This is a genomic window from Halomonas sp. H10-9-1 (genome assembly GCF_040147005.1).
Taxonomy (GTDB): Bacteria; Pseudomonadota; Gammaproteobacteria; order Pseudomonadales; family Halomonadaceae; genus Halomonas.
This window is the reverse complement of sequence record NZ_JAMSHO010000001.1, coordinates 871,455-892,565: the sequence shown is the minus strand read 5'-3', so window position 1 is coordinate 892,565 and position 21,111 is coordinate 871,455. Positions and strand designations below refer to the sequence as shown.

The window sequence follows — 21,111 nt, the reverse complement described above, 5'->3', positions numbered from 1 at the left end:
CATCACCGTACCCGGCGGGTAGCAATGCATGAGCAAACGGGTCATCGTCGCCGGCCGATGCCGCTATGGTTGGCCATGGCAGATATGCATTCGGCGGTTGAGACGGAATCGGAGGTCAAAAAATGCTCGCTGACGGCGATAGGGAAAGTGTCGACGCCGGCATCACGGATTCAGGTGGAACGTCAAGGTATCGTTGGGTCCACCATGGTAGTCCAACTGGGTTCCTTCGGCCCCAGTCACGATGTTGTTCTGGAACACTAGGTTGGTGCCTGCCGACATCGAAAGCGCGTACCCATCGTCATGGTCGATGGTAAAACCGTCGATAGTGATGTCGCTGGCCGCGACATCCAGCTTGCCATTGATGATGGATTCGGTGACGCGGCCCTGATCTGTACCTGCTACACCAGCATTGGCACCGTTGAGTGTCATGCCGGTAACGTTAACCGACACGGCCCCCGTGTAGTCGACATCCTCAGCATACTCGCCCGGAGCCGCGAGCAGAGTCGCCCCATCATCGGCGGCAGCGATGGCTTTCTGGAGGGTCTGATAGCCACTCACCTCGCCGTCGTTGTCAACGTAGACCTGATTACCGCTGTCGAAGGCAAAACTATCGGCCTGCTGGAAGGCCTCGCTCTCCACGGCGGCCAACAGGGACTGCCCGCTGTCGAGCAGCGTCCAGGAGAGCAGGTCCGCCAGTTCTAAATCATCGGCGTTGGCCGCCCCCGACAGGATCGACTGCGCCTCGCTACGCATCGCCTCGGCTTCATCGACACTGAGCTCCTCCGCTGCATACGGGAGGTCCAGCAGCGCATAGTCCCCGGGGAGTTCCTCGGCGTCCAGCGCCTGCTCCAGGGTATAGAGCACGGTGGGCAACTCGCCATCGAAGTTCTCCAGCGCCTGGAGCTCCTCGGCCTGGGCCAGGGTGACCTGATCGCTGGTAACGGAGACTGTCTCGGCACCGCTGATCGCCAAATCATCGCTGGCGGAGAGAATCGCGGCAACGCCATCCTCGATGGACCAGTTCAGCAGCTCGCCAGCCTCTAGTTCACCGGCATTCTGGGCACCACCGATGAGCGCTTCGAGGTCACTCAGCGCCTGGCTCGCCTCATCAACGCTAAGCGTGCCGGCATCCACGGCGCTGCCCACCTGGATGGCATAGTCGCTATAACGGTTCTCGCCCGCGTCGAGGGCTTCTTGAAGGATGTAGCTCACCGTGGGCAGATCACCGTCGAAATTAGCCAGTGCCTCCAGCGCGGTAGCCTGTGCCAGCGTGACCTGCTCATCGGTCACCCCGACGGCGTCCGCCTCCTGAACGACAGCCTCATCGGCGGCATCAATAAGAGCCTGTGCGCTATCCTGGATCTGCCATGCCAGCAGGTTGTCGAGATCCACCGCAGCGGCGTTCTCAGCGCCATTTACCAGGCTCTGGGCGTCGGCAAAGAGGTCCTGAGCCGCGCTTACGCTGAGCGTGCCAGCCTGCAGCTGCGCTTCGGTATCCAAGCGATAGGCTGACTCAGGGGTGTTTTCCAGCGCTGCGGCCAGTGTCACGGTTGGCTCGGGAAGCGGCGTATCCAGCGCATCACCAACCGCCTTGTCGACATCTTCCAGCACTGCATCCGCTTGCTCCCGGCTGGTGACACCACCCAACAGGTCGCGCATGGCCTGGAGACCTTCCTCGCTGGAAAGCTCGGCCAGCTCTTCCGGGGAGTCGAGTGCCGCGGTGACTGCCTTGGCGACGTCGAGACGCGCATCGAGCACCTCTCGGTCGTCTTCGGCGGCACCGTTGACGATCGTCAGGGCGATCTCGGCAAGACTTAAGTCACCATCGGCGAGGGCTTGAGAATAGAAATCAAGACCTTCTTCGTCCGCATCGCGGCCAAATATCTGAAGGTATAGCGCTTCGACTTGAGCTTCAGGCTCGAGCTGAGCCAGACCCTCGGTGTACTCTTCGGAGCTGCCGAACGCTGCTACGAGGCTTTCAAGATCGCCATCATTGGCAAGTGCCTGAGCCGTCCAAAATGCCATGCCATCTGGATCACCGGGCCGGCCATAGTAGGCGATGTACAAGGTCTGGATGGCATCCGCATAGGCATCCGAAGCTGATGTAACCAACTGACCCACCAGTTCCTGCGGGGCCGCTTCATCCGCCTCTTGCGAGGTGGTGACCTGGGCTAGCCCGAATATTGCACCAGGCATGAAAAAAGCGGCTGAAAATCGGTTATAATTCAAGAGCCTAACCAAGAATTAGCCGACACAGCCGCCATGACAAAATGTACCACGCCCACCGCCACCTTTCCACGCTGCAAAGGCCGTCAGATCACCGCCAGCTTCGATGGCGGCGAGGTCACCTCTGACGGTGGCATCCTGCTGCTGCGGCAGCTCGACCGCGAGATGGGCCTGACCCGCGCTATCGCTCGCCGGCTGAGTGATGACCGCGATCCTCAACGCTGCCTGCATCGCACCGAAACCCTGGTTCGGCAGCGCGTGTTTGGCCTGGCGCTGGGCTACGAGGATCTCAACGACCACCAGGCGCTGCGTCACGACATCGCCCTGCAGACCGCCGTCGATACCGACGGCGTGCTGGCCAGCCAGTCCACGCTGTGTCGCTTCGAGCAGCAAGCCGATCGGGACTGGGCGGTCACCATCCACGAGGAAATGATCGAGCAGTTCATCCGCTCGTTCCGGCGGCCACCCAAGAAGCCGCTCTACCTCGACTTCGATGCCACCGACGACCGGGTGCACGGCCAGCAGCTCGGGCGGCACTTCAACGGCTACTACAACCACTACATCTTTCTGCCGCTGTTCGTGTTCTGTGGCGATCAGCTGCTGGTCAGCTACCTTCGCCCGGCCTACCGAGATGCCGCCCACCACGCCGGCGCCATTCTTGCCCTGCTGGTTCGGCGGCTGCGCCAGGCGTGGCCTGAGGTAAAGGTCGTATTCCGCGGCGACAGCGGCTTCTGCCGCCCGCTGATCCTCAGTTGGTGCGAGCGCCACGGTGTCGACTACATCGTCGGCCTCGCCGGCAACCCGCGGCTGGCCAAGCTAGCCCTGGATATCGACTACGAGTCAGCTATCCGCTTCGAGAAGACCCGTGAGAAGCAGCGAGTCTTCGGCTTCATCGAGTACGCCGCCAAGAGCTGGAAGAAGCGCCGACGAAAGGTGGTCGTCAAATCCGAGACCAGTTGGCGTGGCTTCAACACCCGCTATGTGGTCACCAGCCTGCGCGGCTGCAGCGCCGAGTGGCTCTATGACCACCGCTACTGTGCCCGAGGCGAGATGGAGAACCGTATCAAGGAGCAGCAGTTCCTGTTCTCCGACCGCACCAGCTGCCACGAATGGTGGCCCAACCAGTACCGACTGCTGCTGTCGGGGTTGGCCTACCTGCTGCTGGAGCGGCTACGCCGGATCTACCTCAAGCGCACCGCCTTCGCCCAGGCCCAGGTCAACACCCTCCGCCTGAAGCTGCTGAAGATCGGCGCTGTCATCACCCGCAACACGCGCACGATTCGGCTGATGTTGAGCAGCCAGTACCCGGAGCAGGACCTCTTCCTGAAGCTGGCCAGCAAGCTGGTGCCGGGATAGCGCCGCGGCGTGCTGTCCCCGGCACAGAAAACACAAGGGGGTTGGGGGAGGTGCGCCCTGAGCACAGGAACTTGATCAAAAAGCAGCCAAACTCCACCCCAGATCCCTTTTATCCCCACCGAGCCTGGCATCTGGGGACTTCTGACTGACCCGGTGCAACATCCGGGCTAGATAGTCGCGTGCCGCGGCCGCAGCACCATCGCTGCCATAGGCCTGTTCACCACCCAGTGTTTCTTCCAGGCTCTCGGTGAAGCGATCCGCCGCTTCCCGCTTGGCAGTCAGCGCCTCGGCATCCCCGTTCTGGGCGCCGCCAGCGATCTCAGCCGCAATCTGGCGAGGTTTACCTCTCCACTCTCCAATGCGGCGACGTAAGCATCTCGACCTTCCGGCTCAGCATCACGGCCAAACAGCTGCTGATACAGGTTGTTAACCAATGCCGTGTTATCAACCTGAATCCGTGAGACCAGCCCCCAGAAATGCTTCTAACCTACTGAACTGCATGGCAATATAGCGAATATCGCCATTCACCCAGATAGTGCCATGCCCAACGTCAAGTTCCGTGCCAGTCGCCGCACCCTCACCAGCCACGCCGGGCTGTCCATCATCGGGCAGTGCTTCGAGATCGCTGGCGTCGATAGCATCGACAGCCGCTTCCCCACCACGCTGGGCATGCGCACCAGTGACGTGATCAAGAGCTACCTGGGCCTGCTGTGTCTGGGCATGAGCGACTATGACGCCATCGAGAACTTCCGCCGCGACAAGCCCTTCCAACAACTGCTGACCCTGCAGAAGGTGCCGAGCGCGGCGACGCTGCGACAGCGGCTGGAGAAATTTGCCGCCAACGACCTGCAGGCGCGCACCGCCACCTGGTCCACGACCCTGCTGTCACTGATCGAAGCACCGATCACCGCCGAGACGACGCACGTCTGCCTGGACATCGACACCTTCGTCATGGACAACAGCAACTCGAAGAAGGAAGGCGTCTCGCGGACCTACCAGAAGGTCGATGGCTACACCCCGATCGCCGCCTATCTGGGCAACGAAGGGTGGTGCCTGGGTCTGGAACTGCGGCCTGGCAAGCAGCACACCATGAAGGAGAACAACGCCTTCCTGGAGCGGGTACTGCCTCGCGCCCAAGGCCTGACCAAGCAACCGATCCTGTTACGCGAGGACAGCGGCTTCGACAGCCAGGCGCACCTGGCGCTTCTCGAACAGCAGCGCCAGGTCTTTGCCGACGAGGGGCGCCGGCTCGACTATGTCGTCAAATGGAACCCGCGCGGCTCGGCCACGGCGGATCAGGATACCTGGTTGGCTGTGGCGGCGGACTACTGGGAAGAGCTGCGTCCTGGCAAGCGCCAGGCGCTGTGGACGCAGACCGTCTCGATCCACGACGACAACAAGACCGAATACGTCGTCCAACGCGTGATGCGCCTGGTAGAGCGCACCGCCGATCGCGATGGCCAGTTGCTGCTCGAACCGGACTATGAGTTGGAAGGCTGGTGGACCAGCCTGGACGAGGCGCCGGAGGCGGTGATCAAACGCTACCAGGCGCATGCCACCCACGAGCAATTCCACAGTGAGATCAAGACCGATCTCGACCTGGAGCGGCTGCCGTCGGGCAAGTTCGCCACCAACGATCTGATCCTGCACCTCGCCCAGCTGGCCTACAACATCCTGCGGCTGATGGGGCAGCTGGGCATGACCGGCGAGCTGAGCCCGGTGCGCCATCCCGCCAAGCGGCGCCGGATCCGCACCGTGCTACAAGAGCTGGTGCATCGTGCGGCGCTCGTGATTCACAAGGCGCGGCAGATCATCCTCGACTTCGGGCAGGACATCGGACGCATGACGGTATTGAACACCTTGCGAAGCCGCCTGCGCTATCCCCGAGGCACGCCATGCTGATCGTCTGTCGGACAAAGGCACCACGCAGAGAGCTGACGGTCACCGGCAGCCAGTATCACCGTGTCCGGCGGGTAGAAATGCCTGTCAAAATGGGCTGCTCTCGTCGGTCAGCGTCGCCATGGTTGGTCCTCCCCGGGATGCGTTCAGCGGTTGAGACGGAATCGGCGGTCAAAAAATGCTCGCTGGCGGTGATGGGGGAAGTGTCGGCGCTGGCTTCACGGAATCAGGATCAAGTTCACCAAACGCGTCGATGAATTCAGACGAGTTGCCGAAATCTTCAAGGATAGCCGTCAAGTCACCATCGGCTTGGTCAAGCTGATCAGCCCAGAATTGCAGACCTTTCGGATCTGCAGGTCGACCATAGTAGGCAATGTATAACGTCTGTACAGTTTGCAGAGATGCAGTTGAAGGCATGAAGAACTGCATGTGGTCTCGGATTGTGCGGCAACCGGCAACACGCCACAGGTGCCTACTTCGCAGAGTACCTGAGATGAAAAAATTCGCAAGGGTGCGAACAAATTTCTCTTAACCACGGTTGGCTAGACATACCTGAGTCCAGGCAACGAAGTGGGCCATGCTACATTTTTTCGTTACCCCTTCGGCAACATCCCTATTACCAGGATCAGATAGCCACTTCCTAGGCCTGCTCCTAGACAGGCAGCCACTAGGTAATAGTATGCCAGCTGTGCAACTCTGGCTGACGCCTGAGAGATCCATTTATCACATATCGCACCGGCGAGCAGCGCTAGTGCAAAATAAACGCTGAAAAAAAGATCAATATCAACGAACGGACCCAACTTGGGAATCATGAAAACAAAATAGTAAATCTGCCATAGCAAGAAGGCGATAAATAGCGCGCGAGGCAGACTTGGCTTGAGTGTGAACTTAAAACACCTTCTCTTTACGGCAAAAAGTGACAAACCAACCAGCAGCAGAAGTGGGATCACGACACCAGCACCAGCCAGTAGCATATAGAGCAACTCCCGGCCATGCTGAAGAGATAACGCATAGGAGACACTAAAAAAGGGCGAGTAGTCAGAGGCTGACACCCCCTGGTAGGGAGCATAGGCTGTATTGACTTCACCAAGATTCAAATCAAGGTAAAGTGCTGATACATACCTGAATCCGTGAGACCGGCCCCTGGAATGCTTCTAACCCACTGACCTGCATGGCAATATAGCGAATATCGCCATTCACCCAGACAGTGCCATGCCCAACGTCAAATTCCGCGCCAGTCGCCGCACCCTCACCAGCCATGCCGGGCTGTCGATCATCGGGCAGTGCTTCGAGATTGCCGGCGTCGACAGCATCGACGGACGCTTCCCCACCACGCTGGGCATGCGTACCAGCGATGTGGTCAAGAGCTACCTGGGCCTGCTGTGTCTGGGCATGAGCGACTATGACGCTATCGAGAACTTCCGCCGCGACAAGCCCTTCCAGCAACTGCTGACCCTGCAGAAGGTGCCGAGCACGGCAACGTTGCGACAGCGGCTGGAGAAACTGGCCGCCAACGACCTTCAGGCGCGCACCGCCACCTGGTCCACGACCCTACTGTCACTGGTCGAGGCACCGATCACCGCTGAGACGACGCACGTCTGTCTGGACATCGACACCTTCGTCATGGACAACAGCAACTCTAAGAAGGAAGGTGTCTCGCGGACCTACCAGAAGATCGATGGCTACACCCCGATCGCCGCTTATCTGGGCAACGAAGGGTGGTGTCTGGGCCTGGAGCTGCGACCCGGCAAGCAGCACACCATGAAGGAGAGCAATGCCTTCCTGGAGCGAGTACTGCCTCGCGCCCAGGGTCTGACCGAGCAACCGATCCTGCTGCGCGAGGACAGCGGCTTCGACAGCCAGGCGCACCTGGCGCTTCTCGAACAGCAGCGCCACGCCTTTGCCGATGAGGGGCGCCGGCTCGACTATGTCGTCAAATGGAACCCGCGCGGCTCGGCCACGGCCGATCAGGATACCTGGCGGGCCGTAGCGGCGGACTACTGGCAAGAACTGCGCCCAGGCAAACGCCAGGCGCTGTGGACGCAGACCGTCTCGGTCCACGACGACACCAAGGTCGAATATGTCGTCAAGCGGGTGATGCGCCTGGTGGAGCGCACCGCCGATCGCGATGGCCAGTTGCTGCTCGAACCGGCCTATGAGCTGGAAGGCTGGTGGACCAGCCTGGACGAGGCGCCGGAGGCGGTGATCAAGCGCTATCAGGCGCATGCCACTCACGAGCAATTCCACAGCGAGATCAAGACGGATCTCGATCTGGAGCGGCTACCGTCGGGCAAGTTCGCCACCAACGATCTGATCCTGCGCCTCGCTCAGCTGGCCTACAACATCCTGCGGCTGATGGGACAACTGGGCATGACTGGCGAGCTGAGCCCGGTTCGTCATCCCGCCAAGCGGCGCCGGATCCGGACCGTGCTACAAGAACTGGTGCATCGTGCAGCGCTCGTGATCCACAAGGCACGCCAGATCGTCCTCGACTTTGGGCAAGACATCGGGCGTATGACGGTATTGAACACCCTGCGAAGGCGGATGCGCTATCCGCGAGGCACGCCATGCTGATCGCCTGTCGGATAATGCCACCTGATAAAGGGCTGACCGTCACCGGCAGCCAGCCTCACCATGCCCGGCGGGTAGAAATGCATGTCAAGACGGGCCGTCGGCGCCGGCCGACGCCACCATGGTCGACTATCAGCGGCATGCGTTCGGCGGTTGAGACGGGGCCGGAGGTAAAAAAATGCTCGCTAACGGTGATAGGGGAAGTGTCGGCGCCGGCTTCACGGATTCAGGAAATAGACATACACACCCGCAATAAAGGGATAATACTCGTCGTACCCTGATGAAAATACCATCCACATCGGTGTCATCAAGGGAAACAGGTAGGCCAGCCGCCCACGACTGGTGACCATGATTGCGACCGTGAAAGCGGCCATTACCAGGCCACCGAGCACTTCGACCCATTGCGCTGCGCTGACGCCCAGCAGCGCATGGGCGGCGGGATAGGCATCCGACAGCACAGCGGTACCCAATAGCCAGCGTGAAAACCTCTCCCCCTCCGCTATCACCATGGGCAGATACCCCGCGTCCCCATAGGAGACCAAGGACACACCACCGCCCAGGGTATTGATCAGCACCGTCAGGATGCCTATGCCTAAGGCGACAAACGGTGCCCAAACGCGGCCATCAAAACAGTAGGCTTGCAGGGCGATCACCCACAGCGCGCAGAGTGTTACGACAACCCACCAGGACGGCCAGTGACCTGCATCTAATGGGCCATGTCCCAGCCCGGCCAGTATGGCGGCGCCATGCAAGGCATAGATGGCCACCCCGCCGGACAGCAGCATCACGGCGAGCGCTGCCAGGCTATGAACGACTCTTGCCGGCAGCCCTTGCCCCGGCAGACGCTCGAACGTGTGATAAACCAAAGCCCTCTTCCCCCTCCAACGCTAACCGGTACCTCGAACACGATGGAACAACAACCCTACCGATGCGGTTTGCTACTGTTTGCTTTAAGAAACAGCAGCAAAGCGCTTGCCATTCCACCGATACCCGTTGTCCGTGGCGCCCAGCATGGCGTCATCGCCTGTACTATCGCCATAGCCGAAGGTGCACTGGGCATTCCTGCCGGCCAGATACTGCATGAGTTTTACCCTTTTGGTAGCGCCATGGCAGTTGGCTCCCTGCAGGGCGCCACTGGCTCGCCCATCACGCCGTGTCGCAAGCTGGCTGGAAAACAGCGCATCGAAACCGTATCGGCGGGCCCACGGCGAAAGATAGAGATCGAGTGAGGCACTGATCAACACGCAGGCATGCCCTTGTTGCTGGTGCCATCTGAGTCGCTCCATGCCCTCTGGGCGCAGCATGGCGGGGATCACCTCGTCGCTGAAGCGCTGGCCCCGCTCGAAGAGATCATCGATGTGATAACCGGCCAGGTACTGCTTGAGCACGATCTGTTTGGCGATGTCGTTACGCAGCAGCTTGGCGAAGTAGGCCGCCAGCACCGGGCTGACCAGGGCGAGCTTGGCGTAGTAGGTCGGCGTGCCGACGACGAACTTGAGAAACGGCATCAGCGTATCGCCGGTCGTCAGGGTGCCGTCGAAGTCGAAAAACGCCACGGGGCGGGCGTTGGGAGTGTCGTTGTGGCTCATAGCGACATCCGTTTGAAGATGGCCTCGGGGATATGCTTGATGATCAGCATGATCCCCCACCAGAACCACGGCAGGTATACCTCGCCCTTGCCCTTCTGCATGGCCGTGATGATGCCCTTGGCGATCTGCTCGGGCTTGGCCCATAGCGGTCCGCCCTTGTCGAACGCGGCGGTCATGGGGGTATCCACGAAACCGGGCTTGATAGTCACCACATCGACGTTGGCCTTGGCCAGCCGGTTGCGCAAGCCTTGCAGGAAGATGGAGAGCATGCCCTTGGCGGCGCCGTAGACGTAGTTGCTCTGCCGCCCCCGGTCACCGGCCACCGAGCTGATCACGGCGATCACGCCGCGCTGCTGCTGCTCAAGGCGGTTGGCGAGCAGGGTGAGCAGGTTAATCACGCTCAGGGCGTTGGTCTCGATTTCCTGGCGGGTCAGGGTGGTATCCGCCTGGCAGGCCTGCTGGTCCGGCAGGGTGCCGTGGGCGATCAGCACGCCATCGATGCCGCCCAGCAGGTGCTCGGCGGCATCGATGAGGTGGGCATGCTGGGCGCTGTCGGTCAGGTCGGCCACGCAGCCATCGATGCGCTGTTGGCTGCTGGCCCGTACCTTGAGGTCGTCGATCAGGGCCATCAGCTTGTCGCGATTGCGCCCCACGCAGTAGAGGGAGGCGCCCTGGGCGACCAGTTGCCGGGCGGTCTGCTCGGCAATGGCGGAGGTCGCCCCGAAGAGGATCACACGCTTTAGGGAGTTCATGAGGTCACACGCTGCCAGAATCGGGAAGAGAAGCCGGGGTCGACGTACTCGCTGAAGGCTTCCCACTGGGGGAAGCCGGACTGGAAGAGGTTCGCCGGCATGCGGGCGTCCTTGCCGGGGTAGAGGGTGCCACCGGCTTCACGCACGATGGCATCCAGCGCCTCGAACAGGCGCCGGGTCTTGTCACCCCGGTTGGGGAAGTCCAGGGCCAGGGTGGTACCGGGGCGCGGGAACGACAGCATGCCCAACGACGGCTTGCGCCCGAAGGTCTTGAGCACGGCGAGAAACGAGCCCTCGCCGCGCCTGGCGATGGTGTCGAGCAGCGCCGCCGTGGCGGCCTCGGCCTCGCGGGGCGGGATCACGCACTGATACTGGTAGAAGCCCCGCCGCCCGTAGATGCGGTTCCAGTCCTGAATGGCATCCAGCGGGTAGAAGTACGGCACATAGTGAGTCAGCGCCCCCTGGGGCCGCACCGGCTGTCGGTAGTAGAGGGTATTGAAGGCGCGCAGGCTCAGGCCATTGACCAGCGAGAACGGTGGATCGACGGGAATCCGCTTGCCGCCCTCCTTGAAGGTCGGCAGGTCGGCCTGTGCCGCCGCATGCTGGCCGGCCAGCAGGATGCCCCGGCCCTGGGCCTTGCCCTTGGCCAGACAGTCGATCCAGGCCACGGTGTAGGGCCAACGGGCCTCGGCGCGGCGATTGAGCGTCCAGAACTCCTCCAGGTTGGCGAAGCGCTGCGACTCGACCCACATCCAGGGATTCTGGATGGGCATCAGCTGAAGCTCGACCCAGCGAATCAGCCCGGTCAGGCCCAGCCCGCCGACGGTGGCCGAGAACCAGCCATTGTCATCCTCCGGTCGGCACTCGATGACGCTGCCATCGCTGCGCCACAGTTCCAGGGCACGCACATGGTGGCCGAAGCTGCCCACGGCATGGTGGTTCTTGCCATGCACGTCGTTGGCGACGGCGCCGCCCACGGTGGCCAGGCGCGTGCCCGGCGTGCTGGGCAGGAACCAGCCTCGCGGCACCACCAGGGCGAGAACCTCGGCCAGGGTCACGCCCGCCTCACAGCGCACGACGCCGCGCTGCGGGTCGAACTCGATGAAGCGGTCGAGCCCGCGAGTCAGCAGCAGGGTGCCCTGTTCGGTCAGGCAGACATCGCCGTAGCTGCGCCCGTTGCCGTGGGCCAGCAGCGGCCTGGGCAGGTGGCCCGGCACGCCCGCCGTGCGCTGGGTCAGCGCATGTACCGCGTCGGGGGCCACACGTGGCAGGCGGTTCCAGGAACGCGGGGCGCTCATGCAGCCTCCTCCGCCGGGACTTCCCCGTGACGGCTACGGATCAGGGCCACCAGGCCAATCACCACGGCAAACCACAGCGTGGCCAGGCGAATGAACACCGTCGCCGCGATGGCGGCGGGCATCGTCATGCCCTTGAGGACCAGCAGCGAGACCATCACCGCCTCGGCGCCGCCCAGGCCGCCCGGCAGGAAGCTCAGCGCGCCGGCCAGCATCGACAGCGCGTAGACGAAGATGGCGAATGACAACGAGATGTCGGCGCCCAGCCAGCCCAGCATCCAGTAGAAGGCCAGTGCCTCGGCGCCCCAGGCGACCACGCTGATCACGGTGGCCACGCCCAGCAGGCCCGGACGGTGACAGCGCCGCGCGCCGCCCAGCATCTCGCTGGCATGGGCGACCAGGGCCATCAGCTTGCCCTGGCGGGCCGAGGCCCAGCGGTGCAGCCGGTCTAGCAGCGTCTGGCTCGACAGGCAGGCCAGCACCACCCCGATGCCCAGCACCCCGGCGAGCACAATACCCCGCGCCTGGGGGTACTGGGCCAGCCCCACCAGGGTGAGCAGCACGATGGCGACGAGATCGGAGAGCCGCTCGCTGATGAAGGCGGCGAAGGTCGCCGGGAACGGTACGCCACGCTGCTTGAGGAGCACGCCGCGGAAGGCCTCGCCCGCCTTGCCGGGGGTGGTGGTCAGGGCAAAGCCACTCAAGTAGATGCGCAGGCTCGGTGACCAGGGCACGCGATGGCCCAGCTGCGACAGGTAGAGCTGCCAGCGCCCGAAGCGCAGGCCATAGTTCACCAGGGACAGGCTCAGGGCGATCAGCGTGCCCAGCAGGCCGATCTGGACGAAGGCGGCGACCACCTCCTCCCAGCCACCCCACAGGGAAAACGCCAGGTAGCCGGCAGTCGCCACCACGATGGAGAGGATCAGCGCGCGCAGACGCCACCCCTCCAGGTGGTTCACCGCCGAGGTCATGTGAGCACCCACAGGGTGGTGCCCACCCAGGCGGCCACCGTCACCAGCAGGTGGCGGTCCTGCACCAGGTCCTTGGCGGTGTCATTGCCTTTGGCGCGCCGGTGCAGCAGGAACAGGTAGCGGAAGATGCCGTAGACCACGAAGGGCAGCGTCACGATCAGGTCGTCACTGCCGTGGATGGCCACGGTTTTCGGGGAGACCGTGTAAAGGCCATAAGAGATGATCGTGCAGGCGGCGGTCACCGCGATGAACTGCTCCAGCATCTCGGGGCTGTAGTCGTCCAGCACGCGCCGCGTGAGGCCGTTGTTGGCCCCGACGGTTATAGTGGACCCTGAAAACAAGACACTGGTTTAAGATATGCCGAGGCCGATTTCGAAGGGACCAGAGATGTCGAAGCAGAAACGTAACACCCACTCGCCGGAGCTGAAGGCCAAGGTCGCCTTGGAGGCGGTCCGTGGCTTGAAGACGGCCAACGAAATCGCGCAGGAATTCGGGGTCCACCCTGTCCAGGTCGGCCAGTGGAAGAAGGCGCTGCTGGCTGACTCGGCCACCTTGTTCGACAAGAAGCGGGGTCCCAAGCCCAAGCCTGAATATCAGACCGACGAGAAGCTCTACGGGGAGATCGGCCGCCTGAAGATGGAGCTCGACTGGCTGAAAAAAAAGTCCGGGATCAACCTGCCATGATCCGCCGCAGCTGGATCGATGCGACCGACCAGGTGCCCCTGGCTCGACAGTGCGCGTTGGCAGACGTCGCCAGATCAACGGTTTATGCTCAGCGACAGCCGAAGGTGCCAGCGGATCTGAATATCGAGCTATGCCACGCGCTCGATGAGATCTACACGCGCTGGCCGTTCTATGGCAGCCGTCGGATGGTGGTGGAGCTGGGGCGGCGTGGCTTTCGGGTCAACCGCAAGCGTGTTCAGCGTCTAATGCGCCACATGGGGCTGGCAGGCATGGCGCCAGGCCCTATGACCAGCCAATCGCACCCAGACCACAAGGTCTATCCGTACCTGCTACGCGGCGTATCGGTCACACGCCCGAATCAGGTGTGGAGCACCGATGTCACATACATTCGGCTGGCACATGGCTTCGTGTATCTGGTGGCGATCATCGACTGGTACAGCCGCAAGGTGTTGAGCTGGCGGCTGAGCAATACCATGGACGCCGGCTTCTGCGTCGATGCTCTGGAAAGCGCTCTGCGGCTGCATGGCGCGCCGGAGATCTTCAACAGCGACCAGGGCTCTCAATTCACGAGCCAGGCCTTCACGGGAGTGCTCAAGGACGCGGGCGTCACCATCAGCATGGACGGCCGTGGCCGGGCGTTCGACAACATCTTCGTCGAGCGGCTATGGCGGACGGTCAAGTATGAAGACGTGTACCTGAAGGGCTATGCGAGCCTCGGCGAGCTGACCCTCGGTCTATCCGACTACTTCGCGTTCTACAACGTCCAGCGCCCTCACCAGTCGCTGGAGAACCAGACCCCGGACGACGTTTATCAGTCGGGCCTCGGGGGCGGCGCTTCCATTCCTGACCACTTCGGTCGTCAGAAGGATGCCGCACAGAACCAAAACACAGGGCAGCGCTGTGCAGCTGCAACCATGGCTGAGACGATAACTTAAACCCGTTCGTTTTCTGTCTTGACGATGGGGTCCACTTTAGGTGGCCTCCAGCATCAGCAGCTCGGCGCGGCGCTTGGCGAAGCCCAGGAACAGCGTGACCATCAGGCCACACAGCAGTAGCCAGGCGGACGGTGCGATGCCCAGGCCCACTGTGCCGGCCAGGATGCGCAGCATGAAGCCGGAGGAGATCAGGAACACGTCCAGGATCACCACGTGCTTGAGGTGCCAGGAGTAGAAGATATTGATGACGAAGTAGCTCGCCACGAACAGCGTGACCCAGCCACTGACCAGCAGCGATAGAGCCACCGATCCCACCACCAGGCCGGCCAGCAGACGCTTGGCGGTGCCCAGCGAGATGGCCCCGCTGGGCAACGGGCGACGACACTTCACGGGGTGCGCCCGGTCCGCCTCGATGTCCATGATGTCGTTGAGCACATAGACCGCACTGGCCATGCAGCAGAAAGCCAAGAAGGCCAGCAGCGCCTGGCTGAGCGTGACGAGATCCCATTGGTGGGCGAACAGCGGCCCCAGAAGCACGAAGCCGTTTTTCAGATACTGGTGGGGACGGGCCAGTGCCAACGCCGGAAGCATGAAATGAACATCCTTGCAGGGAGGAGCTGATTGCCCCTTTCGCCAAGCCGAGACACGAGGGAGCGTCAGCCATGTCGAAGTCTGATTCAGATGCATGGGCAGATGCAACAGCAGGTGGCAAGGCTACCGTGGCGCTCCCCGATCCAGGGGACGTTGAGCGGCATGGGTAGTGCCCCCTAGTTTCTGAACACCCTACGCCGCTAATGAAAGGTATGCTCGGGGTGCCACATAGCCCAACGACTGATGTGGCCGTTCTTCGTAGTAGTACAGGATCCAGCGGTTGATTACCGCTATGAGGTGCAGAAGTTGCTGGGCCACCGCCAGGTCACCACCACCGAGCGCTATGCCCACCTGTCGGAGGCCAAGCTGCTCGAGGCCAGCAACCATGTCGGCACCCTGCTGGGAGCAATGTGGCGCCACCGGTGTTGACCGCCTGAGGACGAGACGCTGGCGGTATATCAGGGGATAGTGGCCACGTCATCAGGTATCCCCTCCCGGGTCGACGGGCGGTGGTTGGCGAGTAGCTGCCGAGGCTTATCACCCCAGGCATCGCTCAATAATGAGCGACGGGCAGTCTCACGTCGTGACGCGAAACTCAGGTCAACCCATCACGTCGTGAGGCAACACCATGGCCGCCAGCCACCAGCAACGCTATCGCCAGCGCCGCCAGGCGCAGGGATTCAAGGAAGTGACCGTCAGTATAGAGCGACAATTACTCTGGCCGGCCGACGACAACTACTGTGACCGGTTGCCCTAAGCTTGACCGCTTGTCCCGACCCACCAGGGAGCCGGTATGGCGGTCACCAGCCAACAGGTCACGCTCTATATGTCGCAACGTCAACAAGGCCAGACCCAGGAGGTCGCCGCCGCCAAGGCCGGCCTCTCCGTCAGAACCGCTCGCCGCCTCGAACGCCGGGCCGAGTCCTCCGAGCCGCCGGCATCACGGCACTGGCGAACCCGGCCCGACCCCTTCGCCGATGTGTGGGAGACCACGCTCGTCCCCCAGCTGGCCGCCGCCCCGGGCTTGCAGGCACTGACCCTGCTGGAGTGGTTGCAGGAGCAGCACCCCGGCCAGTACCCGGACAGCCTGCTGCGAACCCTGCAGCGCCGGGTCAAGGGCTGGCGAGCCGCGCACGGCCCGGAGAAAGAGGTAATGTTCCCGCAAACCCATGGCCCCGGGCTGCGCGGCCTCTCCGACTTCACCGAGCTCAAGGGGATTGTCATTACCGTGGCAGGGGAGCTGCTTGATCACCGGCTCTACCACTTCCGCCTGGCCTACAGCGGCTGGTGTTATGTCCGGGTGGTGCTCGGTGGCGAGAGCTACCCCGCGCTGGCTGAAGGCCTGACCCGTGCGCTGGAGCGGCTTGGCGGTGTCCCCGCGGAGCACCGCACCGACAGCTTGTCGGCGGCCTTCCGCAACCTCGGCCGGGAGGCGGAAGCCGACCTCACCGAGCGTTATGCTGCCCTGTGCGCTCACTACGGCATGACGGCCACCCGTAATAACCCAGGGCGCGGCCATGAAAACGCCAGCATCGAGTCGCCGCATGGTCACTTCAAGCGGCGCCTGCAGCAGCGCCTGGCGCTGCGTGGCTCCCAGGACTTCGCCAGCATCGATGACTATCAGGCGTTCCTCGATGAGGTGGCCGCCGCGATCAACCGCCGCAACGCGGCCCGGATCACCGTCGAGCGTGGCGCGCTGCAGCCACTGCCCAGCCGGCCCGGTACCGACTACAGCGAGGTGACGGTGCGCGTCACCACCTCCAGCACTATCCAGGTGCGCAAGGTGCTCTACTCGGTGCCGTCCCGGTTGATCGGCGAGCTGCTGCGTGTACACCTCTACGACGATCGCTTGGTGCTGCACCACGCGCAGCAGGAGTTGCTGACGCTGAGGCGGCTGCATGCCACGCCGGAAAGCGGCCGGTTGCGGGTCATCGACTACCGCCATGTGATCGGCTGGCTGGTCCGCAAGCCCCGGGCGCTGGCGGGGCTGACGTTCCGCGACGACCTGTTGCCGAGTGCGGAGTGGCGCGAGCTGTACGCCCGGCTGACCGCCGCCTTGCCGGTCGCCGAGGCCTGCAAGCGCATCGTTGGCGCTCTGGCGTTGGCCGCCGAGCAGGACCAGGCCGAAGCAATCGCCAGTTACTGGCTGGGCGCCCTGGCGCGCGGGAAGAGCCCGACGCTGGCCGAGCTCCAGGCCCGCTTCGCCGCCACGCCGAGCGCCACGCTGGTTTTCCCCCAGGTGACTCAGCATGACATCGCCAGCTACAACCATCTGGTGCCCAGCGTGCCGACCACAGAGGTGGGCTGCCATGCCTGATGCCCAGACGCTGCCGCTGCTACTGCGACAGCTCCGCCTGCCCACCATGGCCGCCTGCTGGCCCCAGCTGGAAACCCGCGCCCGAGCCGAAAACTGGAGCCTGCCACAAACACTGGCCGCCCTATGCGAGCACGAGCTGGCCGAGCGTGAGCGACGCCGGCTGGCCCGGCACCTCAAGGAGGCCCGGCTGCCGGTGGGCAAGACGCTGGAGTCCTTCGAGTTCGACGCCATCGCGGCCGAGCAGCGCCGGCAACTGAGCGCCTTGGCCGGCGACACGCAGTGGGTCGACCAGGCTCACAACCTGCTGCTGTTTGGGCCCTCCGGCGTCGGCAAGAGCCACGTGGCGGCCGGGCTCGGGCATACGCTGGTCGACCAGGGTTACCGGGTGCGCTACGCCACCGCCTCAAGCCTGGTCCAGGAGCTCCAGGCTGCCAAGCAGGCACTGCGCCTGAGCGACGCCCTGATCAAGCTCGACAAGTACGCCGTGCTGGTGATCGACGATATCGGCTACGTCCAACGCAGCGAGGCCGAGACGTCAGTGCTGTTCGAGCTGATCGCCCATCGCTACGAGTCGGCCAGCCTGATCATCACCGCCAACCAGCCGTTCAGCGCCTGGGACAGTATCTTCCCCGACAGCATGATGGCAGTGGCCGCCATCGACCGGTTGGTGCACCACGCCACGCTGATGGAGCTGAGCGGGGAGAGCTACCGTAAGCGTGCTTATCAACGACAATTACAAGGAGGAAAAGCTGGGTCGTCGGACTGACGACAACTACCCACCCAACCGGCCATTTTAATTGTCGCCAAGCGGCCAAAGTAGTTGACGTCGCATACGTCAGCCTCGATGTGGGCAGCCAGGCACGCCTACGCCGCCTGGCCCATGCCCACGGCAAAACGCGACAGGAGGTGATGAAGCTGGCGCTCCTGGCAGCGGAACGCCTGCTGGAAGGCGAGCTGATCGCCAAGGGTGGAGCGGAAGGGTCGAGACGTGATCCGCCAGGGGGTCAGTGCTTGAACATCTCTTCCAGGCTGTTGGCGAACAGCACGTCGCGCATCCAACCTTTGAGCTGATCGTGGTCGGCTTTTACGAGTCTCGCCTCGACCCAATCAGGCACCTCACCAAACTTGAAGGTAAGCTGAGTCCGCACAACCTCGCGAGCTTCTTCCAGACGCCCTTCCTGGCGCCCTTCCTGGCGCCCTTCCAGGCGCCCTTCCTGGCGCCCTTCCAGCCGTTCTTTCTTCACCAGATTTTCCAGATTCTCTGCCAACATGTCTTTATCCTCCACGAGGCTGTCGAGCTGGTCCAGGTTGATCCCGGCCCCCAGTCGATACAAATGCCGCTTGAGCCAGCGGGTGATGATCCGGTCGATGCGCTCCTTGTTGGGGTCAGCCTGGATGATCGCCACGATCCGGTCCACGGCACGCTGCAGAGCCTCCCAGCTCTCCCCGGCGTTCTCGACGCTGAACACGCCGCTTAGCGGCGTCTGGCGCAGCCCCAGTTCGGCATCAGTGTAGCGCCCTTCATCGATCAGGTAGTAGCGCAGGTGCGGCTGATAGACCTGCAGGAACGCGGGCGGTTCCGGGGTCACCATCGCGTAGATATCCAGTGGCGCCGTCCAGGGCCGTGACCCGTTGTAGAGCACGATCGGGAACACCGGCGGCAGGCCGTCGCCGGGGGTGACGACCTTCTGCTTGAGCAACTCGCTGTAGAAACAGGCAACGTAGTGCATCAACCGGATCGGCATAGTGCGATCGACGGCGGACTGGAACTCCAGGAGCAGATACAGGAAGACCCGCTGGGTGATGCCGTCCCAGGTCACCTCCACCGACCACACTACATCCTCAATCTTCTCCTCGAACATCGGCGTGATGTAGTGGCCGCTGTGCTGCTTGAGCGTCGAGAAGTCCATCAGCCCGGCGATCTCAGGCGGCGCGAAACCCTCGATCAGCTGCTGAACGAACTCCGGGTAGCTGAACAGCTCCTTGTAGCCAGTGTCGTGGTGGTGGGTAACCATGTGCCGCCTCACGTCATCGTTGGATGAGAGGATACCACGCCTCGCCGGACGGGCGGGAGTCACGGTGGCGCACCGATAGGCTAACCCCCTGATTCCATGGCGATGCTGACCGGCTCAGGCTAGTCTGGTGGCGTTCGACTACCGAGGCCACGCCATGCCCGTGCTGCACCCTCGCCGTGATGACACCGCACAGCCGGTGATCCTGGCAACACCTTCCACACCAACGCCCCTGGCCTGCTGGGACGACCCCACCGCGATCGCCAGGATGGTGCCAGACGGGCCCTTGCCGGCGCGCCTGAACGGGCTGGCGCTGTCGCCATGGCAGCCGGCCGAGGCCATGGGCTGGGAGAGCCAGGCGGTGAGCCTGGTGCCGATCACGCGCCTCGGCGAGGTGCTGCAGCGGCGCAGTTCGTGGAAGGCGTCGTCATCCAGGGCATTGAAGCGCTTTTCATCCACCAGGTTCACGCCGCGCACCACGCGGAGCTCGCCGCCGGGCAGGCGCACCTTCAGCTCCTGCTTGACCACCAGCCCGTGATGCTGCAGCCGCTCGACGATGCGTTCCAGCGCCGGCTGCTGGCGCTGCATGGCCTGCAGGGTTTCCGCCAGGTGCCAAATAAATGGGTGTCCTTTCTTTTAGGAAGTGACGATCAGCCTCGATGCAAATAGCCAGGCACGCCTACGCCGCCTGGCCCAGGCCCACGGCAAAACGCGACAGGAGGTGATGAAGCTGGCGCTCCTGGCAGCGGAACGCCTGCTGGAAGGCGAGCTGATCGCCAAGGGTGGAGCGGAAGGGTCGAGACGTGATCCGCCAGGGGGTCAGTGCTTGAACATCTCTTCCAGGCTGTTGGCGAACAGCACGTCGCGCATCCAACCTTTGAGCTGATCGTGGTCGGCTTTTACGAGTCTCGCCTCGACCCAATCAGGCACCTCACCAAACTTGAAGGTAAGCTGAGTCCGCACAACCTCGCGAGCTTCTTCCAGGCGCCCTTCCTGGCGCCCTTCCAGCCGTTCTTTCTTCACCAGATTTTCCAGATTCTCTGCCAACATGTCTTTATCCTCCACGAGGCTGTCGAGCTGGTCCAGGTTGATCCCGGCCCCCAGTCGATACAAATGCCGCTTGAGCCAGCGGGTGATGATCCGGTCGATGCGCTCCTTGTTGGGGTCAGCCTGGATGATCGCCACGATCCGGTCCACGGCACGCTGCAGAGCCTCCCAGCTCTCCCCGGCGTTCTCGACGCTGAACACGCCGCTTAGCGGCGTCTGGCGCAGCCCCAGTTCGGCATCAGTGTAGCGCCCTTCATCGATCAGGTAGTAGCGCAGGTGCGGCTGATAGACCTGCAGGAACGCGGGCGGTTCCGGGGTCACCATCGCGTAGATATCCAGTGGCGCCGTCCAGGGCCGTGACCCGTTGTAGAGCACGATCGGGAACACCGGCGGCAGGCCGTCGCCGGGGGTGACGACCTTCTGCTTGAGCAACTCGCTGTAGAAACAGGCAACGTAGTGCATCAACCGGATCGGCATAGTGCGATCGACGGCGGACTGGAACTCCAGGAGCAGATACAGGAAGACCCGCTGGGTGATGCCGTCCCAGGTCACCTCCACCGACCACACCACATCCTCAATCTTCTCCTCGAACATCGGCGTGATGTAGTGGCCGCTGTGCTGCTTGAGCGTCGAGAAGTCCATCAGCCCGGCGATCTCGGGCGGCGCGAAGCCCTCGATCAGCTGTTGAACGAACTCGGGGTAGCTGAACAGCTCCTTGTAGCCAGTGTCGTGGTGGTGGGTAACCATGTGCCGCCTCACGTCATCGTTGGATGAGAGGATACCACGCCTCGCCGGACGGGCGGGAGTCACGGCGGCACACCGACAGACTAACCCCCTGATTCCATGGCGATGTCGACCCCCTCGGG

At 63.0% G+C, this 21,111-nt stretch carries 23 protein-coding genes; 8 read left to right on the top strand and 15 right to left on the bottom strand.

Annotated elements, in window-relative coordinates; translation table 11 throughout:
* Positions 1-162: 162 nt before the first annotated feature.
* On the bottom strand, positions 163-2,229 hold the full coding sequence (locus tag NFH66_RS04005; RefSeq protein ID WP_349608586.1) for a DUF4214 domain-containing protein: 2,067 nt from the start codon (positions 2,227-2,229) through the stop codon (positions 163-165).
* Between the two features lie 33 nt (positions 2,230-2,262).
* Between NFH66_RS04005 and NFH66_RS04000 the strand changes: the two genes are divergently transcribed.
* Positions 2,263-3,582 (top strand): IS1380 family transposase, encoded by a 1,320-nt coding sequence (locus NFH66_RS04000; RefSeq protein ID WP_349608585.1) that lies wholly within the window; start codon positions 2,263-2,265, stop codon positions 3,580-3,582.
* Between the two features lie 278 nt (positions 3,583-3,860).
* Here NFH66_RS04000 and NFH66_RS17725 read toward each other — a convergent pair whose 3' ends face one another.
* Positions 3,861-4,037: a DUF4214 domain-containing protein gene (locus NFH66_RS17725; protein ID WP_502878666.1), complete on the bottom strand. Its 177-nt coding sequence runs from the start codon at positions 4,035-4,037 to the stop codon at positions 3,861-3,863.
* An 85-nt stretch (positions 4,038-4,122) separates the two neighbouring features.
* Here NFH66_RS17725 and NFH66_RS03995 point away from each other — a divergent pair, with 85 nt between their 5' ends.
* The gene (locus NFH66_RS03995) at positions 4,123-5,484 is read left to right on the top strand and encodes an IS1380 family transposase (RefSeq protein ID WP_349608584.1); all 1,362 of its coding nucleotides are present in this window, start codon (positions 4,123-4,125) and stop codon (positions 5,482-5,484) included.
* A gap of 168 nt (positions 5,485-5,652) precedes the next feature.
* On the opposite strand, the gene NFH66_RS03990 is transcribed toward NFH66_RS03995, so the two are convergent.
* Entirely contained in the window at positions 5,653-5,910 is a 258-nt protein-coding gene (locus tag NFH66_RS03990; RefSeq protein WP_349608583.1) for a DUF4214 domain-containing protein, read from the bottom strand.
* Between the two features lie 164 nt (positions 5,911-6,074).
* Positions 6,075-6,455, bottom strand: a complete 381-nt coding sequence (locus tag NFH66_RS03985; RefSeq protein ID WP_349608582.1) for a hypothetical protein — start codon at positions 6,453-6,455, stop codon at positions 6,075-6,077.
* Positions 6,456-6,693: 238 nt separating this feature from the next.
* On the opposite strand from NFH66_RS03985, the gene NFH66_RS03980 reads away from it, so the two are divergent.
* Positions 6,694-8,055, top strand: a complete 1,362-nt coding sequence (locus NFH66_RS03980; protein ID WP_349608581.1) for an IS1380 family transposase — start codon at positions 6,694-6,696, stop codon at positions 8,053-8,055.
* 215 nt (positions 8,056-8,270) lie between these two features.
* On the opposite strand, the gene NFH66_RS03975 is transcribed toward NFH66_RS03980, so the two are convergent.
* The 6 genes from NFH66_RS03975 to NFH66_RS03950 form a co-directional block, all read right to left on the bottom strand.
* A complete protein-coding gene (locus NFH66_RS03975; protein ID WP_349608580.1) occupies positions 8,271-8,918 on the bottom strand; it encodes a hypothetical protein in 648 nt (215 codons plus the stop codon).
* Positions 8,919-9,002: 84 nt separating this feature from the next.
* The gene (locus NFH66_RS03970; protein ID WP_349608579.1) at positions 9,003-9,641 is read right to left on the bottom strand and encodes an HAD-IB family hydrolase; all 639 of its coding nucleotides are present in this window, start codon (positions 9,639-9,641) and stop codon (positions 9,003-9,005) included.
* Positions 9,638-10,393 (bottom strand): SDR family oxidoreductase, encoded by a 756-nt coding sequence (locus NFH66_RS03965; RefSeq protein ID WP_349608578.1) that lies wholly within the window; start codon positions 10,391-10,393, stop codon positions 9,638-9,640. Before NFH66_RS03965 ends, NFH66_RS03970 begins: the two co-directional genes overlap by 4 nt.
* Entirely contained in the window at positions 10,390-11,691 is a 1,302-nt protein-coding gene (locus NFH66_RS03960) for an FAD-binding oxidoreductase (protein ID WP_349608577.1), read from the bottom strand. The genes NFH66_RS03965 and NFH66_RS03960 overlap by 4 nt, the downstream gene beginning before the upstream one ends.
* Entirely contained in the window at positions 11,688-12,659 is a 972-nt protein-coding gene (locus tag NFH66_RS03955; protein ID WP_349608576.1) for a lysylphosphatidylglycerol synthase transmembrane domain-containing protein, read from the bottom strand. Before NFH66_RS03955 ends, NFH66_RS03960 begins: the two co-directional genes overlap by 4 nt.
* The gene (locus NFH66_RS03950) at positions 12,656-13,000 is read right to left on the bottom strand and encodes a UbiA prenyltransferase family protein (RefSeq protein ID WP_349608575.1); all 345 of its coding nucleotides are present in this window, start codon (positions 12,998-13,000) and stop codon (positions 12,656-12,658) included. The genes NFH66_RS03955 and NFH66_RS03950 overlap by 4 nt, the downstream gene beginning before the upstream one ends.
* A 46-nt stretch (positions 13,001-13,046) precedes the next feature.
* Here NFH66_RS03950 and NFH66_RS03945 point away from each other — a divergent pair.
* Positions 13,047-14,278 (top strand): IS3 family transposase gene (locus NFH66_RS03945; protein ID WP_502878658.1). Its coding sequence is split into 2 segments (ribosomal slippage): positions 13,047-13,314 and positions 13,314-14,278, totalling 1,233 coding nucleotides; the frame shifts between segments, so codons are not numbered across the junction.
* Positions 14,279-14,314: 36 nt separating this feature from the next.
* Here NFH66_RS03945 and NFH66_RS03940 read toward each other — a convergent pair.
* Positions 14,315-14,869, bottom strand: a complete 555-nt coding sequence (locus NFH66_RS03940) for a UbiA prenyltransferase family protein (RefSeq protein ID WP_349608573.1) — start codon at positions 14,867-14,869, stop codon at positions 14,315-14,317.
* A 192-nt stretch (positions 14,870-15,061) separates the two neighbouring features.
* Entirely contained in the window at positions 15,062-15,139 is a 78-nt protein-coding gene (locus NFH66_RS17720) for a hypothetical protein (protein ID WP_502878665.1), read from the bottom strand.
* Between NFH66_RS17720 and NFH66_RS17715 the strand changes: the two genes are divergently transcribed.
* The 4 genes from NFH66_RS17715 to istB all read left to right on the top strand — a co-directional run bounded on the left by NFH66_RS17715 (position 15,113) and on the right by istB (position 17,952).
* Positions 15,113-15,298: a hypothetical protein gene (locus NFH66_RS17715; protein WP_502878685.1), complete on the top strand. Its 186-nt coding sequence runs from the start codon at positions 15,113-15,115 to the stop codon at positions 15,296-15,298. The two genes, NFH66_RS17720 and NFH66_RS17715, sit on opposite strands and share 27 nt — an antisense overlap.
* 199 nt (positions 15,299-15,497) lie before the next feature.
* The gene (locus NFH66_RS03930) at positions 15,498-15,626 is read left to right on the top strand and encodes a hypothetical protein (protein ID WP_349608572.1); all 129 of its coding nucleotides are present in this window, start codon (positions 15,498-15,500) and stop codon (positions 15,624-15,626) included.
* A 36-nt stretch (positions 15,627-15,662) separates the two neighbouring features.
* The gene (gene istA, locus NFH66_RS03925) at positions 15,663-17,186 is read left to right on the top strand and encodes an IS21 family transposase (protein WP_349608571.1); all 1,524 of its coding nucleotides are present in this window, start codon (positions 15,663-15,665) and stop codon (positions 17,184-17,186) included.
* Positions 17,179-17,952, top strand: coding sequence for an IS21-like element helper ATPase IstB (gene istB, locus NFH66_RS03920; protein ID WP_133483961.1), 774 nt, complete (start codon positions 17,179-17,181; stop codon positions 17,950-17,952). The genes istA and istB overlap by 8 nt, the downstream gene beginning before the upstream one ends.
* 238 nt (positions 17,953-18,190) lie before the next feature.
* On the opposite strand, the gene NFH66_RS03915 is transcribed toward istB, so the two are convergent.
* The 3 genes from NFH66_RS03915 to NFH66_RS03905 form a co-directional block, all read right to left on the bottom strand.
* Positions 18,191-19,201, bottom strand: a complete 1,011-nt coding sequence (locus NFH66_RS03915) for an Rpn family recombination-promoting nuclease/putative transposase (RefSeq protein WP_349608570.1) — start codon at positions 19,199-19,201, stop codon at positions 18,191-18,193.
* A gap of 138 nt (positions 19,202-19,339) precedes the next feature.
* A complete protein-coding gene (locus tag NFH66_RS03910) occupies positions 19,340-19,816 on the bottom strand; it encodes a SapC family protein (protein WP_502878664.1) in 477 nt (158 codons plus the stop codon).
* Positions 19,817-20,017: 201 nt separating this feature from the next.
* On the bottom strand, positions 20,018-20,992 hold the full coding sequence (locus tag NFH66_RS03905; protein ID WP_349608568.1) for an Rpn family recombination-promoting nuclease/putative transposase: 975 nt from the start codon (positions 20,990-20,992) through the stop codon (positions 20,018-20,020).
* Positions 20,993-21,111 lie beyond the last annotated feature (119 nt).

What these genes read in the sequence shown, in the direction of transcription:
- NFH66_RS03980 (WP_349608581.1), top strand. Translation starts at nt 6,694, where the DNA reads ATGCCCAACGTCAAATTCCGCGCCAGTCGCCGCACCCTCACCAGCCAT.
- NFH66_RS03930 (WP_349608572.1), top strand. Translation starts at nt 15,498, where the DNA reads ATGGCCGCCAGCCACCAGCAACGCTATCGCCAGCGCCGCCAGGCGCAG.
- NFH66_RS03965 (WP_349608578.1), bottom strand. Translation starts at nt 10,393, where the DNA reads ATGAACTCCCTAAAGCGTGTGATCCTCTTCGGGGCGACCTCCGCCATT.
- NFH66_RS03940 (WP_349608573.1), bottom strand. Translation starts at nt 14,869, where the DNA reads ATGCTTCCGGCGTTGGCACTGGCCCGTCCCCACCAGTATCTGAAAAAC.
- istB (WP_133483961.1), top strand. Translation starts at nt 17,179, where the DNA reads ATGCCTGATGCCCAGACGCTGCCGCTGCTACTGCGACAGCTCCGCCTG.
- NFH66_RS03990 (WP_349608583.1), bottom strand. Translation starts at nt 5,910, where the DNA reads ATGCAGTTCTTCATGCCTTCAACTGCATCTCTGCAAACTGTACAGACG.
- NFH66_RS03955 (WP_349608576.1), bottom strand. Translation starts at nt 12,659, where the DNA reads ATGACCTCGGCGGTGAACCACCTGGAGGGGTGGCGTCTGCGCGCGCTG.
- NFH66_RS03915 (WP_349608570.1), bottom strand. Translation starts at nt 19,201, where the DNA reads ATGGTTACCCACCACCACGACACTGGCTACAAGGAGCTGTTCAGCTAC.
- NFH66_RS03985 (WP_349608582.1), bottom strand. Translation starts at nt 6,455, where the DNA reads ATGCTACTGGCTGGTGCTGGTGTCGTGATCCCACTTCTGCTGCTGGTT.
- NFH66_RS03970 (WP_349608579.1), bottom strand. Translation starts at nt 9,641, where the DNA reads ATGAGCCACAACGACACTCCCAACGCCCGCCCCGTGGCGTTTTTCGAC.
- NFH66_RS03995 (WP_349608584.1), top strand. Translation starts at nt 4,123, where the DNA reads ATGCCCAACGTCAAGTTCCGTGCCAGTCGCCGCACCCTCACCAGCCAC.
- NFH66_RS17715 (WP_502878685.1), top strand. Translation starts at nt 15,113, where the DNA reads ATGTGGCCGTTCTTCGTAGTAGTACAGGATCCAGCGGTTGATTACCGC.
- NFH66_RS03960 (WP_349608577.1), bottom strand. Translation starts at nt 11,691, where the DNA reads ATGAGCGCCCCGCGTTCCTGGAACCGCCTGCCACGTGTGGCCCCCGAC.
- NFH66_RS03905 (WP_349608568.1), bottom strand. Translation starts at nt 20,992, where the DNA reads ATGGTTACCCACCACCACGACACTGGCTACAAGGAGCTGTTCAGCTAC.
- NFH66_RS04000 (WP_349608585.1), top strand. Translation starts at nt 2,263, where the DNA reads ATGACAAAATGTACCACGCCCACCGCCACCTTTCCACGCTGCAAAGGC.
- istA (WP_349608571.1), top strand. Translation starts at nt 15,663, where the DNA reads ATGGCGGTCACCAGCCAACAGGTCACGCTCTATATGTCGCAACGTCAA.